Source organism: Streptomyces sp. Y7, from assembly GCF_043195415.1.
In the GTDB taxonomy this organism is placed as follows: Bacteria; Actinomycetota; Actinomycetes; order Streptomycetales; family Streptomycetaceae; genus Streptomyces.
This window is the reverse complement of the sequence record NZ_JBIDDQ010000044.1, coordinates 37,019-52,205: the sequence shown is the minus strand read 5'-3', so window position 1 is coordinate 52,205 and position 15,187 is coordinate 37,019. Positions and strand designations below refer to the sequence as shown.

The window sequence follows — 15,187 nt, the reverse complement described above, 5'->3', positions numbered from 1 at the left end:
GGCCCCCCCCGGGCGCGGCCCCGACCCACCCCCACCCCGCAGGCGCTACCCGCACCCCCACCCAAACCCGCACAGGCCGCCGCAGGCATCCAGCCCCCCCCCCGGAGATCCCGTGACCACACTCGCCCCACCCCCGGCCGTCGCCGCCCCACCGGAACCCCCGCATGAGCCGACCGCCCGCCCCGCCCTCGCGCTCGCCGGCGCGGCTCTCTGCGTGCTCGCCGCGGTCCTGCTCGGCTTCGCCGCGAACCTCACCGTCGTCGGCCACCTCCAGCACGCCCGGGACCAGCAGACCGCCTACGACGAACTCCGCCGCCAACTCGCCCTGGGCATCGCCCCCGTGGGCCAGCGCGACTACGAGGGCAAGCCGCTGCGGACCGGCGCTCCCGTGGCCCTTCTCCGCATCAGGGCGCTCGACATCAAGGAGGTCGTCGCCGAAGGCACCACCTCCGAGGTGCTGATGTCGGGCCCGGGCCACCGCCGCGACACCCCCCTCCCCGGCCAGGCCGGCACGGCCGTCGTCATGGGCCGCCAGTGGGCCTACGGCAGCCCCTTCAACGACCTGCACAACCTCCCCACCGGCACCCGCATCGAACTCACCACCGGTCAGGGCAAGGCGGTCTACGAGGTCACGGGCCTCCGCCGAGCCGGCGACGAACTGCCCGCCCCGGTCACGGGTGGCCAGGGCCGGCTCACCCTCATCACCGCGACCGGAGCGCCGTACACCCCCAACGGAGTGCTCCGCGTGGACGCCAAGCTGATCACCCCGGTCCAGCCCAACCCGCCACGCGACCTGCGCGCAGGCTGGATCACCTCGGCCGAAGAGGCCCTCGGCACCGACGACGGAGCCTGGCTGGCCGTCTTCCTCTGGACCCAGGGCCTGCTGCTCGCCGCTCTGCTCACCGTGATCGCGTACCGGGTCTGGGGCCGCTGGCAGACCTGGATCTGCGCGGGCCCCCTCCTCGCCGCACTCGGCATCGCGGACGCCCAGGCCATCACCGCGCTACTGCCGAACCTGCTCTGACCACCCGGAAGTACCCCACCTCACAAGGGAGTTGACACCACCTCATGTCCAGCCCCGACGTCACCCCCACCCTGCCGCTGCCCCAGCCCGAACCCGAGCCCGAGCCCGAGACCCAGACCCGGTCCCAGATCCCACGCGGCCACATCACCGACCGGATCCCCGCCGGGCGGCCCGGCACGGGCGCCGCCGCCACCCTCCGGGCCGACGCCGTCTCCGCCTGGTTCGGCGACCACAAGGTCCTCGACCGGGTCTCGCTCAGCATGCCCGCCAACCAGGTCACCGCCCTCATCGGCCCCTCCGGCTGCGGCAAGTCGACGTTCCTGCGCATTCTCAACCGCATGCACGAACTGATCGCCTCGGCCTCCCTCGCCGGACGCGTCCTGCTCGACGAGGAGGACATCTACGACCGCGGCCGCCGCATCACCCACGCCCGCAGACAGATCGGCATGGTGTTCCAGAAGCCGAACCCGTTCCCGGCCATGTCGATCTACGACAACGTCGTCGCCGGTCTGCGGCTCAACGCCATCAAGGCCACCCGCGACGGCAAGGACGACCTGGTCGAGGAGTGCCTCACCAAGGCCGGCCTGTGGAACGAGGTCAAGGAACGCCTCCGCCAGCCCGGCGGCGCGCTCTCCGGCGGCCAGCAGCAACGCCTGTGCATCGCCAGGTCGTTGGCCGTACGACCCCGGGTGCTGCTCATGGACGAGCCGTGCTCGGCGCTCGACCCGACCTCCACGCGCCGTATCGAGGAGACCATCGCCGAGCTGAGGTCCGAGGTCACCATCGTCATCGTCACCCACAACATGCAGCAGGCGGCCCGAGTCTCCGACACCTGCGCCTTCTTCCTCGCCTCCCAGGGCACACCGGGCGTCATCGTCGAGCACGGCGCCACCGATGCGATGTTCAACTCCCCGCAGGACGAACGCACTTCGGACTACGTGAACGGGCGTTTCGGGTGACCCGGGGAACCCTCGCAGCCGTACCGATCGCACTGGCCCTGCTCACCGGCTGCGGCAGCGACGGCCCGATGCCGGCGGCCGGATCCTCCCCACCCGCGCCCCACCCCTCCGCGCCGACGACCCCGACCACCTCGACGCCCACGGCCCCGGCCCCCGCTCACCCGACCCCCTCCACCCCCGCACACGCACCCGCACCCCTCACGCCCACCTCACCCGACCGCCCACCCGCTTCCACCACCCCTGGCGGCCCAGTCACCTCGGCCACCCCTCCGCCCGCCGATCCCTCGACCGCCCGCCTACGCGGCCCCGACCTCTCCCGACCCCCGGCCCCCTCCGCCGAGGCCGGCCGCACGGCCAGGCACTCCGTGCCCACCACCCGCCCCCCGAATCCGGCGCGGACGCCCCGGCGGGAGCGAGCGGACCGCCCCGCGCGCACGACGATCCGTATCGGCACCTGGTCCGCGCAGGTCGTGCGCGGCGGGCAGGACGAGGTCGACGCCTGCCGGGACGCCGTGCAGTGGGCCGGGCCCGAACTCGGCACGGAGAACGGCTACGAGATGCGGACGGCCGTGATCGTCGGCCACGACTACTGCGGGTTCGACCGCTTCGCCACCCTGCCCGTCGGCACCACCGTCAGCATCAGCGGCCCGCGCGGCACCTGGCGGTACGAGGTGTACGCCCACTACGTCACACCCGGCCGTGGCGCCCCGTCCGCCGGGCTCTACTGGGGCGACCTCACCCTTCAGTCGTGCGTGGGACCGGACACGGGGTTCAGCTACCTCACGCGGATCTGATCCCGTGCCCGGCCCGTACGCGGCATCCCGCTTCGTGGGTGAAGGGGGCGCGGGACACCCGGAGGGGCGGATGCCTCCGAGGGGGGACAAGGAGCGCATCCGCACTGCCCGTCCAGCATGCGGCGCACGGGACGGAAGCAGGCAGCCGGGAAGCGTGCGACAGCCCAACTCGCCGTGAACCGGCCCGGCTCGCCGTGCTTCAGGGCGCTCTGGACCACACCGGCGCCATGTACGCGCCCCCGTACGCCGAGTCGGCCACCGCCACCGCCACCGTCAGCGCCGGCGCGCGGCAGCGGCGGGAGGCCCGGGACAGCTGCAGGGCCACCGGCAGCAGCAGCGGAAAGGCGGGCAGGAGGAAGCGGGCGCGGGGGAAGTAGACGCCGCCGCTGCCCAGGACGATCGCCAGCAGTATGGAGGTGGTCACCGGGCGGGGCGGTCGCTCGGGGGTTCGGCCGGGATGCGGTCGTGGACACGGCGCGGCTCCGGGCGGTTCGGCGCGGACGGTCCCGTCCACCGTTGCCCGGGGGCCCGGGCGGGCCGTGGAGCGCGGGTCGGCCGGCCCGGGGAAAACGCCCGAAAGGGTGCCTCCGTATGGGGGCACCCTTTCGGGAACGGGTCACGGCGACGGCGTACGGCTCAGATGCCCGCCGCAGCCGACAGGTCGCGCTTGATCGCCGCCAGCAGGCCGGCCGCCTCGGTGCGGGCGGCCGGGAGACCGGCGTGCTCGGCCACCGGCACGACGACCTCCAGGTAGCACTTCAGCTTGGGCTCGGTGCCGCTGGGGCGGACGATGACGCGGGCGCCTTCGAGGGTGTAGCGCAGGCCGTCGGTGGGCGGGAGCGTCTCGGTGCCCCGGGTGAGGTCCTCGGCGCGGGTGATGGCCAGGCCGGCCAGCTCCGTCGGCGGCTGCTCGCGCAGCCGGCGCATGGCGTCGGCGATGACCGACAGGTCCTCGACGCGCACCGAGAGCTGGTCCGTGGCGTGCAGGCCGTGCTCCACCGCGAGGTCGTCCAGGAGGTCGAGGAGCGTGCGGCCCTCGGACTTGAGGACGGAGGCCAGCTCCGTGATCAGCAGGGCGGCCGTGATGCCGTCCTTGTCGCGTACGCCCTCGGGGTCGACGCAGTAGCCGAGGGCCTCCTCGTAGCCGTAGCGCAGGCCGTCGACGCGGGCGATCCACTTGAAGCCGGTGAGGGTCTCCTCGTAGGGGAGCCCCGCCTTCTCGGCGATCCGGCCGAGGAGGGAGGAGGAGACGATCGACTCGGCGAAGGTGCCGCGTGCGCCGCGCTCGACCAGGTGGGCGGCGAGGAGAGCGCCGACCTCGTCGCCGCGCAGCATGCGCCACTCGTCGTTCTCCTTCACGGCCACGGCGCAGCGGTCGGCGTCGGGGTCGTTGGCGATGACGAGGTCGGGGTCCGTCTCGCGGGCCTTCGCGAAGGCCAGGTCCATCGCTCCGGGCTCTTCCGGGTTGGGGAAGGCGACGGTGGGGAAGTCCGGGTCGGGGTCGGCCTGCTCGGCGACGAGGGCGGGGGCGGGGAAGCCGGCGCGCTCGAACGCGGCGAGGAGGACGTCCTTCCCGACGCCGTGCATCGCGGTGTAGACGGTGCGGGCGGTGCGGGGGGAGTCGGGGGCGAGGACCTCGTCGGTGCGGGCGAGGTAGGCGCCGAGGACGTCGTCGCCGAGGGTCTGCCAGCCGGACTCCGGGCGGGGGACGTCGTTGAGGGACCGTACGGCGTCGATCTCGGCGGCGATGTCGGCGTCGGCGGGCGGGACGATCTGGGAGCCGTCGCCGAGGTAGACCTTGTAGCCGTTGTCGCGGGGCGGGTTGTGGCTGGCGGTGACCTCTACGCCGGCCACCGCGCCGAGGTGCCTTATCGCGTACGCGAGGACCGGGGTGGGAAGGGGGCGGGGGAGTACGGCCGCGCGCAGGCCGGCGCCGGTCATGACGGCGGCCGTGTCGCGGGCGAAGTCCTCCGACTTGTGGCGGGCGTCGTAGCCGATGACGACGAGGCCGTCGGTGTGGCCCTGCTTCCTGAGGTAGGCGGCGAGGCCGGCCGCGGCGCGGATGACGACCGTGCGGTTCATACGCATGGGGCCGGCGCCGAGTTCGCCGCGCAGGCCGGCGGTGCCGAACTGGAGGGTGCCGCTGAAGCGGGCGGTGAGCTCTTCGACGTCGGCCTTGTCGATGAGGCCGGCGAGCTCGTCGCGGGTCTCCGGGTCGGGGTCCTCGGCGAGCCATGCCTGGGCCCGGGCGATGAGGTCGTCGTGCACGTCGGGGTCAGCCTCTCGTTGTCGGTCGTGATGCCTGCGGCGGCCTGTGGGGGTTGGGTGGGGGCTTGTGTAGCGCCTGCGGGTGGTGGGTGGGTCGGGGAGGGGGGGGGGGGGGGGGGGGGGGGGGGGGGGGGGGGGGGGACGTGCCGGGGGGTGTCCGTCCTCGGTCGGGCGGTGCTCTCTCGCAAGAGGGTGCCCTGCGTTGACGCCCGCCGCTGCGGGCGGACACCCCCCGGCACGTCCCCTTCTCGCCGTCGGCGACCGCAGGTGCTTCGTGGCCCACCTGCTTTCAGGGGCGCGGGGAACTGCGCGAACGGTTGCTACGGTGGCGGTCACGTGGCGCGACCCCCTTCTTTCAGGGGCGCGGGGAACTGCGCGAACGGTCGTGGCGGCCGCGTTCACGGCTTGGCGCAGCTCCGTTGCAACCCCCTTCTCTGGGGGGCGCGGGGAACTGCGCGATCAGCCGCTGCGGACCCGCAGCCGCCGGACGACAGGCCGAGGCACCCCCGTGGGCGCGGCGCCCCCTACAGGCGGCCGAGGACCTGCGCCAGCAGCGAACCCATCTGCGTCGCACTGTCGCGGCCCGCCTGGAGGACCTCCTCGTGGTTGAGGGGCTCGCCCGTCATACCCGCGGCGAGGTTCGTCACCAGGGAGATGCCCAGAACCTCCGCGCCCGCCTCACGCGCCGCGATGGCCTCCAGGACCGTCGACATGCCCACCAGGTCCGCACCGATCACGCGGGCCATGCGGATCTCGGCCGGCGTCTCGTAGTGCGGGCCGGGGAACTGGGCGTAGACGCCTTCCTCGAGGGTGGGGTCGATCTCCTTGCACAGGGCGCGCAGGCGGGGGGAGTAGAGGTCGGTGAGGTCGACGAAGTTGGCGCCGATGATGGGGGAGGTGGCCGTGAGGTTGATGTGGTCGCTGATCAGGACCGGCTGGCCGGGGCGCATGCCCTCGCGCAGGCCGCCGCAGCCGTTGGTGAGGACGATCGTCTTGCAGCCGGCCGCCACCGCGGTGCGCACGCCATGGGACACGGCGGCCACGCCGCGGCCCTCGTAGTAGTGGGTGCGGCCGAGGAAGACCAGGGCGCGCTTGTTGCCGATCCGGTACGAGCGGATCTTGCCGCCGTGCCCTTCCACCGCCGGCGGGGGGAACCCGGGCAGCTCGGTGACCAGGAACTCGGCCTCGGGTGCGCCGAGGGCGTCCACGGCCGGAGCCCAGCCGGAGCCCATCACGAGGGCGACGTCGTGGGTCTCGGCGCCGGTGAGTTCGCGCAGGCGCGCGGCGGCGGCGTCGGCGGCGGCGTGGGGGTCGCCCTGGATGTCGTCCGGAAGAAGAGATGCGTTCACGCGACTGAGGGTAGCCGGTTTGGGCCTACGCGCGTAGATGACAGAGCTCACGGGATGGCGATCGTTGTCTTGTCGTTTCCAACGAAACCTGTGAACGCGGGGACTGGAGGGATGGGGGTGACCGGTGAGCCTCAGCAGGGGCGCTTGCGCAGCTCCATCACGTAGTCGTGGGGCGCACCGGCCGACTCGGCGGCGTCCGCGATCTCGCCCAGATAGCGGGCCGACGGCAGCCCGCCCTCGTAGGCGTTCAGCACGTACGCCCAGGCCGGCTCCTCGCCCTCCAGCGTGTGCACCCGGACCCGCAGCCGGCGGTATATCCCGAGGCCGACGCCCTCCCAGCGGTCCAGGGACTCCTCGTCCATGGGCGCGATGTCGTACAGCGCGACGAAGACCTGCTCCAGGGGGTCCTCGACGAGTGTCGCCAGCGCACCCTCCCAGCCGAGCTGCTCGCCGCCGAACGTCAGCCGCCACCCGTTCAGCCAGCCGGTGGCACGCAGCGGCGAGTGAGGGGCGCGGCGGGTCATCAGCCGCGCGTCGAGATTGCCGGCGTACGCGGCGTAGAGCGACATGGAGAGAGGGTACGGCAGGGACATCGTGTGCCCCTCCCGTAACGGTGGTGTCTCGGGCGGGCCCCCAGGCGGTACCACGGTCAGGCGTGCGGGACAATGGAGTACGTGACTCGGATCGTGATCATCGGTGGCGGACCCGGCGGATACGAGGCGGCCCTGGTGGCCGCCCAGCTCGGCGCGGAGGTGACCGTCGTCGACTGCGACGGTCTGGGCGGGGCGTCGGTGCTCACCGACTGCGTGCCGTCGAAGACTCTCATCGCCACGGCCGAGGTGATGACCACCTTCGACTCCTCCTACGAGGAGCTGGGGATCATCGTCGCCGACGACACCCCGCACATCGACACGCCCGCCCGGGTGGTGGGCGTCGATCTGGGCAAGGTCAACCGGCGTGTGAAGCGGCTCGCCCTGGCGCAGTCCCATGACATCACCGCCTCCGTCACGCGCGCCGGTGCGCGGGTGATGCGGGGCCGGGGCCGGCTGGAGGGCATGCAGGGCCTCGACGGGTCGCGCAAGGTGGTCGTGCGGGCCGCCGACGGGAGTGAGGAGACGCTCGTCGCGGACGCCGTTCTGATCGCGACCGGCGGTCATCCGCGTGAGCTGCCCGACGCCCAGCCCGACGGCGAGCGCATCCTGAACTGGACCCAGGTCTACGACCTCGACGAGCTGCCCGAGGAGCTCATCGTGGTCGGCTCCGGTGTCACCGGTGCCGAGTTCGCCGGTGCCTACCAGGCCCTCGGGTCGCGGGTCACCCTCGTGTCGTCGCGGGACCGCGTGCTGCCGGGTGAGGACCCGGACGCCGCCGCCGTTCTGGAGGACGTCTTCCGGCGCCGTGGCATGAACGTCATGGCGCGCTCGCGTGCCGCCGCCGCCAAGAGGGTCGGCGACCGGGTCGAGGTCACCCTCGCCGACGGACGCGTCATCAGCGGCAGCCACTGCCTCATGGCCGTCGGCGCCATCCCGAACAGCGAGGGCATGGGCCTGGAGGAGGCCGGCGTCAAGCTGCGCGAGTCCGGGCACATCTGGACCGACAAGGTGTCCAGGACGACCGCGCCGGGTGTGTACGCGGCCGGTGACGTGACCGGAGTCTTCGCGCTGGCGTCGGTCGCGGCGATGCAGGGACGTATCGCCATGTACCACTTCCTGGGTGACGCGGTGGCTCCGCTGAACCTGAAGACCGTCTCGTCGAACGTGTTCACCGACCCCGAGATCGCCACCGTCGGCTACACGCAGGCCGACGTGGACGCGGGCAAGATCGACGCCCGGGTCGTCAAGCTGCCGCTGCTGCGCAACCCGCGCGCGAAGATGCAGGGCATCCGGGACGGCTTCGTCAAGATCTTCTGCCGTCCGGGCACGGGCATCGTGGTGGGCGGTGTGGTCGTCTCGCCGCGCGCCTCGGAACTCATCCACCCGATCTCGATCGCGGTCGACAACAATCTGACGGTCGAACAGATCGCGAACGCCTTCACCGTGTACCCCTCCCTTTCGGGCTCGATCGCCGAGGTCGCGCGGCAGCTCCACACGCGCAAGTCCGGCGGCGAACTCTGACGGCCGGAACCGATTCCTCGCTGGTCACGGGGAGTTGTCGAGCATGCGTACGGCATAGGCGGCGCGACTAGGCCCTATACCACTTCTCGCCCTTGCGTGCGAACAACTTCTGTTATTCGGCGCAAACTGCTGAAACCAGACGGTCGTTGGGGTTACTGTCAGTTTCGTGTTCGCTGCAGAACGTCGCCAATTGATCCTCGAAATGGTGCGAGCGAACGGGGCCGTGTCGCTCCGTGAGCTCGCCCGCGTCGTCCAGACCTCCGAAGTGACCGTACGGCGGGACGTGCGCGCACTGGAGGCAGAAGGACTCCTCGACCGCCGGCACGGCGGTGCGGTATTGCCGGGCGGGTTCACGCGGGAGTCCGGCTTTCCGCAGAAGTCACATCTCGCGACCGCCGAGAAGACGGCCATCGCCGACCTCGCCGCGAACTTCGTGGAGGAGGGCGAGGCGATCGTCGTCGGGGCGGGGACCACCACGCAGGAGCTGGCCCGACGGCTCGCCCGCGTGCCCGGACTGACCGTCGTCACCAACTCCCTCCTGGTCGCGCAGGCGTTGGCCCATGCCAACCGGGTCGAGGTCGTCATGACCGGCGGCACGCTCCGGGGCTCCAACTACGCCCTCGTCGGCAGCGGCGCCGAGCAGTCCCTGCAAGGGCTGCGGGTGTCGCGTGCCTTCCTCTCCGGCAGTGGTCTGACCGCCGAGCGCGGGCTGTCCACGTCCAACATGCTCTCGGCGTCCGTCGACCGGGCGCTCGTCCAGGCGGCCGCGGAGGTCGTCGTCCTCGCCGATCACACCAAGCTCGGCACGGACACGATGTTCCAGACGGTGCCCACGGATGTCATCACTCGGCTCGTCACCGACGAACCGCCGGCCCATGACGACCGCGCCCACACCGAGTTGCAGGCCCTTGCCGACCAGGGGGTGCAGATCGCCGTGGCCGGGGCGAGCGGGGCGTCGGGGGGTGACGAGGTCCCGGCGCGGCGTCAGCAGCGTGCGCTGCCGGGACCGCGACGGGGGCCCTCCGGAGGTGGGCCGGGGTTGCGGCCGGCCGGTGCGGCGGTGCTCGGTGAGCAGGGGGCCGAGCGGGAGCGGGCGCGGGTCGCCGATCTGCGGCGGCGTTAGGCCGCCCGTTCGCCGTAGGGCTTGCTGTGGTCGCGCGAGCGCCGGTCGGGTGTGGCTGGTCGCGCAGTTCCCCGCGCCCCTAGCTCGGTTTCAGTCCTCGCAGTGTCAAGTGCAGCAACCGGTCCGCCAGGTCCGGGTCGTCCGGTGTCTCCTCCGCCGCCAGCGCGATCGCGTGGGTGAGCTGGAGCAGGTCGGTGATGGCCACGTCCGGGCGGACTGTCCCGGCCTCCTGGGCCCGTGACAGCAGTGCGCCGCCCGCTTGTCTGATGGGGTCGCTGCACCGGGCCAGGGCCGAGGTGCCGTCGTAGGAGACGGACATCAGGGAGCGGGCCAGCCCGCGGTACTCGCCCGCGTGCGTGACCATCTCGCGCAGCCATGTCACCAGTGCCGAGCACGGTTCCGGTGAGCGCAGGAGTTCCCGTGAGCGGGCCAGCAGATCGCCGACCGCCTCCTCGAAGACCGCGCTCAACAAAGCGTCGCGGTTGGGGAAGTGGCGGTAGAGGGTGCCGATGCCGACCCCTGCCCGGCGGGCGACGTCCTCCAGGGACGCGTCCGTGCCGTGCTCGGCGAAGGCGGAGCGGGCCTCGGTCAGCAGGCGTTCGTGATTGCGGCGGGCGTCCGCCCGCATGGCACGGGGCGGGGCCGGAGCTGCCACGCCGCCGCTTTCCGCAGCCTCGCTCGACGTCCCGCCCACCATCGCTCTCACCTGCTCTCTCGCCCGCCCGGTGTGGCTCCAGAATGCCACCGAGCATAGAACGAGGCGCCCGGTGGACCGTCTCTCCGGTCCACCGGGCGCCTCGGCTGTCGTCTGCGTCAGTCCTTGATCTCGCAGATCGCGGCGCCCGAGGTGAGGGAGGCGCCGACCTCGGCCGACAGGCCCTTGACGGTGCCGGACTTGTGGGCGTTGAGAGGCTGTTCCATCTTCATCGCCTCGAGGACGACGATCAGGTCGCCCTCCTTGACCTCCTGGCCCTCCTCGACGGCGACCTTGACGATGGTGCCCTGCATGGGGGAGGCGAGGGTGTCGCCGGAGGCGGCCGGACCGGACTTCTTTGCGGCGCGGCGCTTGGGCTTGGCGCCGGCGGCGAGGCCGGTGCGGGCGAGGGTCATGCCGAGCGAGGCCGGCAGGGAGACCTCCAGGCGCTTGCCGCCGACCTCGACGACGACCGTCTCACGGCCCGTCTCCTCCTCCGCGTCGGCATCCGCGGGGGCGGCGAAGGGCTTGATCTCGTTGACGAACTCGGTCTCGATCCAGCGGGTGTGGACCGTGAACGGGTCGGCGGAGCCGGTCAGTTCCGGTGCGAACGCCGGGTCCTTCACGACCGCGCGGTGGAAGGGGATGGCGGTGGCCATGCCCTCGACCTGGAACTCCTCCAGCGCCCGGGCGGCGCGCTGGAGCGCCTGCTCGCGGGTGGCGCCCGTGACGATCAGTTTCGCCAGCAGCGAGTCCCAGGCGGGGCCGATGACACTGCCGGACTCTACGCCCGCGTCCAGGCGCACGCCCGGACCCGACGGCGGGGCGAACAGGGTGACGGTGCCGGGAGCGGGCAGGAAGTTGCGGCCCGGGTCCTCACCGTTGATACGGAACTCGAAGGAGTGCCCGCGCAGCGGCGGGTCGTCGTAGCCGAGGGCCTCGCCGTCGGCGATACGGAACATCTCCCGGACCAGGTCGATGCCGGCGACCTCCTCGGTGACCGGGTGCTCGACCTGCAGACGGGTGTTGACCTCCAGGAAGGAGATCGTGCCGTCCATGCCGACGAGGAACTCCACCGTGCCGGCGCCGACGTAGCCGGCTTCCTTCAGGATCGCCTTCGACGACGAGTACAGCTCCGCGACCTGCGCCTCGGACAGGAACGGCGCCGGGGCCTCCTCCACCAGCTTCTGGTGGCGGCGCTGCAGCGAGCAGTCACGGGTGGAGACGACGACGACGTTGCCGTGGGTGTCGGCCAGGCACTGCGTCTCCACGTGGCGGGGCTTGTCGAGGTAGCGCTCGACGAAGCACTCGCCACGGCCGAACGCGGCGATGGCCTCACGGACGGCGGAGTCGTAGAGCTCGGGGACCTCTTCGAGGGTGCGGGCGACCTTCAGGCCGCGTCCGCCACCGCCGAAGGCGGCCTTGATCGCGATCGGCAGGCCGTGCTGCTCGGCGAACGCCACGACCTCCTCCGCGCCCGAGACGGGGTCGGGGGTGCCCGCCACGAGGGGGGCGCCGGCACGCTGGGCGATGTGCCGGGCGGCGACCTTGTCACCGAGGTCGCGGATGGCCTGCGGCGGCGGGCCGATCCAGATGAGGCCGGCGTCCAGGACGGCCTGGGCGAAGTCGGCGTTCTCCGACAGGAAGCCGTAGCCGGGATGGATCGCGTCCGCGCCGGACTCGCGGGCGGCGTTCAGCACCTTGTCGATGTCGAGGTAGCTGGTCGCCGGGGTGTCACCGCCCAGGGCGAACGCCTCATCCGCGGCGCGGACATGCAGAGCGTCACGGTCCGGATCCGCGTAGACGGCCACGCTCGCGATCCCGGCATCCCGGCAGGCCCGGGCCACGCGGACAGCGATTTCGCCACGGTTGGCGATGAGCACCTTGCGCACGATTGAGGCTCCCTCCTTGAAACAAGCCGAGTTTAGGGACTGCCGACACGACACTTCGACCCGTCCCCAGTGGTGAGCTTGCCCACACGGAGCGTGATTCCAGGCTCGCCCGACCTGCGAAATCCCTTGTCGCGCCACGGTACGCAGGTCTCTCCCGGGAAACCCTAGCTCTCCTCTGTGGTCAAGGTCTCTGTCATCACGTGCTGCGGGCCACTCGGTTTCTTTGTGGAATCCCTACGAATGGCCCAATGCATCTTTGCCATCTCCCGAACCCTTGTCCCGGGGTTTACCCGTTAGTAGCGTTCGCGATGTCTCGAACGTACTTGGGGTAACCGTCGTCGTGGTCGAATGCGGCTCGAACGGCGCTCGAAGAGCTCGGAAGTGGGTGGGGACCGGTGGTGCGCAGGCCGGTGGCGTGGGTCGTGGCGGTTGTGCTCCTCGTGGAGGCGCTCGGGATCGCGGCGCTGAACTGGTTCCTCGGGGTCGTCGTCGACCGTCAGGACATGTCCCTGGCGGGGCTGGATCCTGACGTGATGTCGGTGTCCTCGAAGGTCGGCGGTCTGGTCTTCGGCGGCTACTTCGCGCTGTGCGGTCTGGTCGCGCTGCTGGTCGCCCTGCGCGACCGCGCCCCGGCCGGCCTCGGGCGCATCCTGCTGATCAGCGCGGCCGTGGTGCACGGCCTGCTGGGCGCGTTCGCCTGGGGGCTGGTGGGCTGGACCGCGTTCCTCTTCATGATCGTCGTGCTCGGCCTGATCGTGCTGCTGCTGATGACCTACGACGGCCAGGCCGCGCCCGGGCGGCCCGCCGACGCCGCGCCCGACGGCGGCAAGGGCGGCGACGGCTCCCAGGCCGGCGGTTCCCCGGCGGAGGGCTCCCCGGCGGGCGGCTCGCCCGTCACTTCTCCGCCGGCGCCCACAACTCCGTGATGCCGATGCCCAGTTGCGCCAGCAGCCGCCGCACCAGCGGCAGGCTGATGCCGATCACATTGCCGTGGTCGCCGTCGATGCCGTCGATGAACGGGGCGGAGCGGCCGTCCAGGGTGAAGGCCCCGGCGACGTAGAGGGGCTCGCCGGAGGCGACGTACGAGGCGATCTCCTCGTCCGTGGGCTCGCCGAAGCGGACGACCGTGGAGGCGGTGGCGGAGGTGTACCGGCCGCTGGCCGTGTCGTAGACGCAGTGGCCGGTCTGGAGTGTGCCCGCGCGCCCGCGCATCGACTTCCAGCGGGCGGTGGCCTCCTCGGCGTCGGCCGGCTTGCCGAGGGCCTGGCCGTCCAGGTCGAGGACGGAGTCGCAGCCGATCACGATCGCGCCGCTGACCTCGGGCCGTGCCGCCACGACGGAGGCCTTCGCCTCGGCCAGGGCGAGCGCCAGCTCGGCGGGGGTGGGTGCGCTCACGGCGTCCTCGTCGACGCCGCTCACGATGACCTCGGGGGTCAGCCCGGCCTGCCGGAGCAGATTGAGGCGGGCGGGGGACTGGGAGGCGAGGACGAGCCGGCGGCGGGGCTGATCAGTCATGCCGTCAGCGTATCGGCGGGCCCGGCCGGTCTCACCTCAGTCCGAGCACGATCATCGTGAGCACCATGGCCAGCGCCATGAGAACGCCCAGCCGCCGCAACATCTCCTGCATGTCACGCAGTTCTTTGGGCGGCTCGTTCTCGGGGTCGGACCACAGCATGCCTTCCATCGTCGGTCGGGTGCCCGCGGCGGCGCCTGAGTACGCATACTCAACTTCTCTCTAAACGGTGCTACGGTTTCATTAACTAAAGGGACTTCAGTTCCGTTTGGAGGATGTGTCATGTTCACCGCTTCCTGGACCGCGTCACCCCAGCGCCCCAGCGAGGGCTTCACGCCCAACTGGTCCCGCGAGGGCTTCTGGCGCCAGTCGCTACGTCAGGTCGTCCGGCTGTCGGCGGCCGGTGGCCGGGTGCGGGTGCGGCTGTCCCACGCATACGGCGCCTCGCCGGTCCGGGTCGCCGGCGCGAGCGTGGGGCGCGCGGCAGAAGGGGCGGCCGTGCGGCCCGGGTCGCTGACCCGGCTCACCTTCGGGGGCGCCGACGGGGTCGCGATACCCGCGCGCGGGGAGGCCGTCAGCGACGCCGCCCACCTCGCCGTGGCCGCCGGGGAGTCGGTCGCCGTCACGCTGTACTTCGACGCCGCCACCGGTCCCGCGACCTTCCACGCCCAGGCCTTCACGGTCGGCCACCGGGGCGAGGGCGACCTGTCGCAGGCGTCCGGCGGCGAGGGCTTCGACGCCGAGACCGAGTCCTGGTACTTCCTGTCGGCCGTCGAGACCGACGCCGGCCGCACGGACGCCGTCGCGCTCCTCGGCGACTCGATCACGGACGGGTTCGGCTCGACGGTGGGCGCGGACCGGCGCTGGTCGGACGCGCTCGCGCAGCGCACGGGACGGCCCGTCCTCAACGCCGGCATCGGCGGGAACCTGCTGCTCAACGACTCGGCCTGGTACGGCGACGGGGGCGTGGGCCGGCTGCGCCGGGACGTCCTCGACCTGCCCGGTGTGGACACGCTCGTCGTTCTGCTCGGGCTGAACGACATCGGCTTCAGCGAGACGGACGAGCAGCCCACGTACAAGCCCGCGCCGGTGGTGGAGGCGGCGGAGCTGATCGCCGGGCACCGGGAGGTGCTACGGCAGGGCAGGGCGGCCGGGCTGCGGGTGATCGGCGGCACCCTGCTGCCGTTCGGGGGCTCGGACCACTGGGGCGAGCACGCGGCCGAGGTCAGTCACGAACTCAACGAGTGGATCCGGAGCTCGGGGGAGTACGACGCCGTGGTGGACCTGAACCGGGCGCTGGCCGATCCGGAGAACCCGGACCGGCTGCGACCGGCTCATGACTTCGGGGATCATCTGCACCCCAATGACGCGGGGTACGCGCTGATGGCGGAGGAGACTGCGCGCCGTTTGTGACCGCGGGTGCGTCGCGGCCGGTCGCGCCCGCGCGGCGGAGCCGC

General features: G+C 72.2%; 14 protein-coding genes and 1 pseudogene. 7 read left to right on the top strand and 8 right to left on the bottom strand.

The genetic code is table 11. The features are described 5' to 3' along the window. Window positions 1-112: 112 nt before the first annotated feature. From ACGFW6_RS44110 to ACGFW6_RS44100, 3 genes are all read left to right on the top strand, one after another. Window positions 113-1,024: a sortase gene (locus ACGFW6_RS44110; RefSeq protein WP_393523144.1), complete on the top strand. Its 912-nt coding sequence runs from the start codon at window positions 113-115 to the stop codon at window positions 1,022-1,024. Between the two features lie 44 nt (window positions 1,025-1,068). Next, window positions 1,069-1,983 (top strand): phosphate ABC transporter ATP-binding protein PstB, encoded by a 915-nt coding sequence (gene pstB / locus ACGFW6_RS44105; RefSeq protein ID WP_393523141.1) that lies wholly within the window; start codon window positions 1,069-1,071, stop codon window positions 1,981-1,983. Window positions 1,984-2,348: 365 nt separating this feature from the next. Beyond that, window positions 2,349-2,777 carry a hypothetical protein gene (locus tag ACGFW6_RS44100; protein WP_393523138.1) on the top strand — a complete coding sequence of 143 codons (429 nt, stop codon included), beginning with the start codon at window positions 2,349-2,351 and terminating at the stop codon, window positions 2,775-2,777. 199 nt (window positions 2,778-2,976) lie between these two features. On the opposite strand, the gene ACGFW6_RS44095 is transcribed toward ACGFW6_RS44100, so the two are convergent. The 4 genes from ACGFW6_RS44095 to ACGFW6_RS44080 form a co-directional block, all read right to left on the bottom strand. Continuing rightward, complete coding sequence (locus ACGFW6_RS44095; protein ID WP_393523135.1) at window positions 2,977-3,201, bottom strand: hypothetical protein; 225 nt, start codon at window positions 3,199-3,201, stop codon at window positions 2,977-2,979. Window positions 3,202-3,413: 212 nt separating this feature from the next. Further along, complete coding sequence (locus ACGFW6_RS44090; protein ID WP_393523132.1) at window positions 3,414-5,045, bottom strand: phospho-sugar mutase; 1,632 nt, start codon at window positions 5,043-5,045, stop codon at window positions 3,414-3,416. A 524-nt stretch (window positions 5,046-5,569) separates the two neighbouring features. Further along, a complete protein-coding gene (locus ACGFW6_RS44085) occupies window positions 5,570-6,394 on the bottom strand; it encodes a purine-nucleoside phosphorylase (protein WP_393523129.1) in 825 nt (274 codons plus the stop codon). Between the two features lie 131 nt (window positions 6,395-6,525). Next, window positions 6,526-6,963, bottom strand: coding sequence for a gamma-glutamylcyclotransferase (locus tag ACGFW6_RS44080; protein WP_393523127.1), 438 nt, complete (start codon window positions 6,961-6,963; stop codon window positions 6,526-6,528). A 90-nt stretch (window positions 6,964-7,053) separates the two neighbouring features. On the opposite strand from ACGFW6_RS44080, the pseudogene ACGFW6_RS44075 reads away from it, so the two are divergent. Both ACGFW6_RS44075 and ACGFW6_RS44070 read left to right on the top strand, forming a co-directional pair. After that, window positions 7,054-8,508, top strand: a pseudogene (locus ACGFW6_RS44075) (NAD(P)H-quinone dehydrogenase); the annotation flags it as partial. A gap of 166 nt (window positions 8,509-8,674) precedes the next feature. After that, window positions 8,675-9,631, top strand: a complete 957-nt coding sequence (locus ACGFW6_RS44070) for a DeoR/GlpR family DNA-binding transcription regulator (protein ID WP_093747101.1) — start codon at window positions 8,675-8,677, stop codon at window positions 9,629-9,631. A gap of 79 nt (window positions 9,632-9,710) precedes the next feature. Here ACGFW6_RS44070 and ACGFW6_RS44065 read toward each other — a convergent pair whose 3' ends face one another. Continuing rightward, a complete protein-coding gene (locus ACGFW6_RS44065; protein WP_393523157.1) occupies window positions 9,711-10,259 on the bottom strand; it encodes a TetR/AcrR family transcriptional regulator in 549 nt (182 codons plus the stop codon). 185 nt (window positions 10,260-10,444) lie between these two features. Continuing rightward, window positions 10,445-12,217, bottom strand: a complete 1,773-nt coding sequence (locus tag ACGFW6_RS44060; RefSeq protein WP_393523124.1) for an acetyl/propionyl/methylcrotonyl-CoA carboxylase subunit alpha — start codon at window positions 12,215-12,217, stop codon at window positions 10,445-10,447. Window positions 12,218-12,612: 395 nt separating this feature from the next. Here ACGFW6_RS44060 and ACGFW6_RS44055 point away from each other — a divergent pair, with 395 nt between their 5' ends. Beyond that, window positions 12,613-13,143, top strand: coding sequence for a hypothetical protein (locus ACGFW6_RS44055; protein ID WP_393523121.1), 531 nt, complete (start codon window positions 12,613-12,615; stop codon window positions 13,141-13,143). On the opposite strand, the gene ACGFW6_RS44050 is transcribed toward ACGFW6_RS44055, so the two are convergent. Both ACGFW6_RS44050 and mmpB read right to left on the bottom strand, forming a co-directional pair. Then, window positions 13,112-13,732, bottom strand: a complete 621-nt coding sequence (locus tag ACGFW6_RS44050; protein ID WP_393523119.1) for a Maf family protein — start codon at window positions 13,730-13,732, stop codon at window positions 13,112-13,114. The genes ACGFW6_RS44055 and ACGFW6_RS44050 overlap by 32 nt on opposite strands. A gap of 31 nt (window positions 13,733-13,763) precedes the next feature. Further along, on the bottom strand, window positions 13,764-13,892 hold the full coding sequence (gene mmpB, locus ACGFW6_RS44045) for a morphogenic membrane protein MmpB (RefSeq protein WP_093747104.1): 129 nt from the start codon (window positions 13,890-13,892) through the stop codon (window positions 13,764-13,766). Between the two features lie 120 nt (window positions 13,893-14,012). Between mmpB and ACGFW6_RS44040 the strand changes: the two genes are divergently transcribed. Next, a complete protein-coding gene (locus tag ACGFW6_RS44040; protein WP_393523117.1) occupies window positions 14,013-15,143 on the top strand; it encodes an SGNH/GDSL hydrolase family protein in 1,131 nt (376 codons plus the stop codon). Window positions 15,144-15,187: the final 44 nt, after the last annotated feature.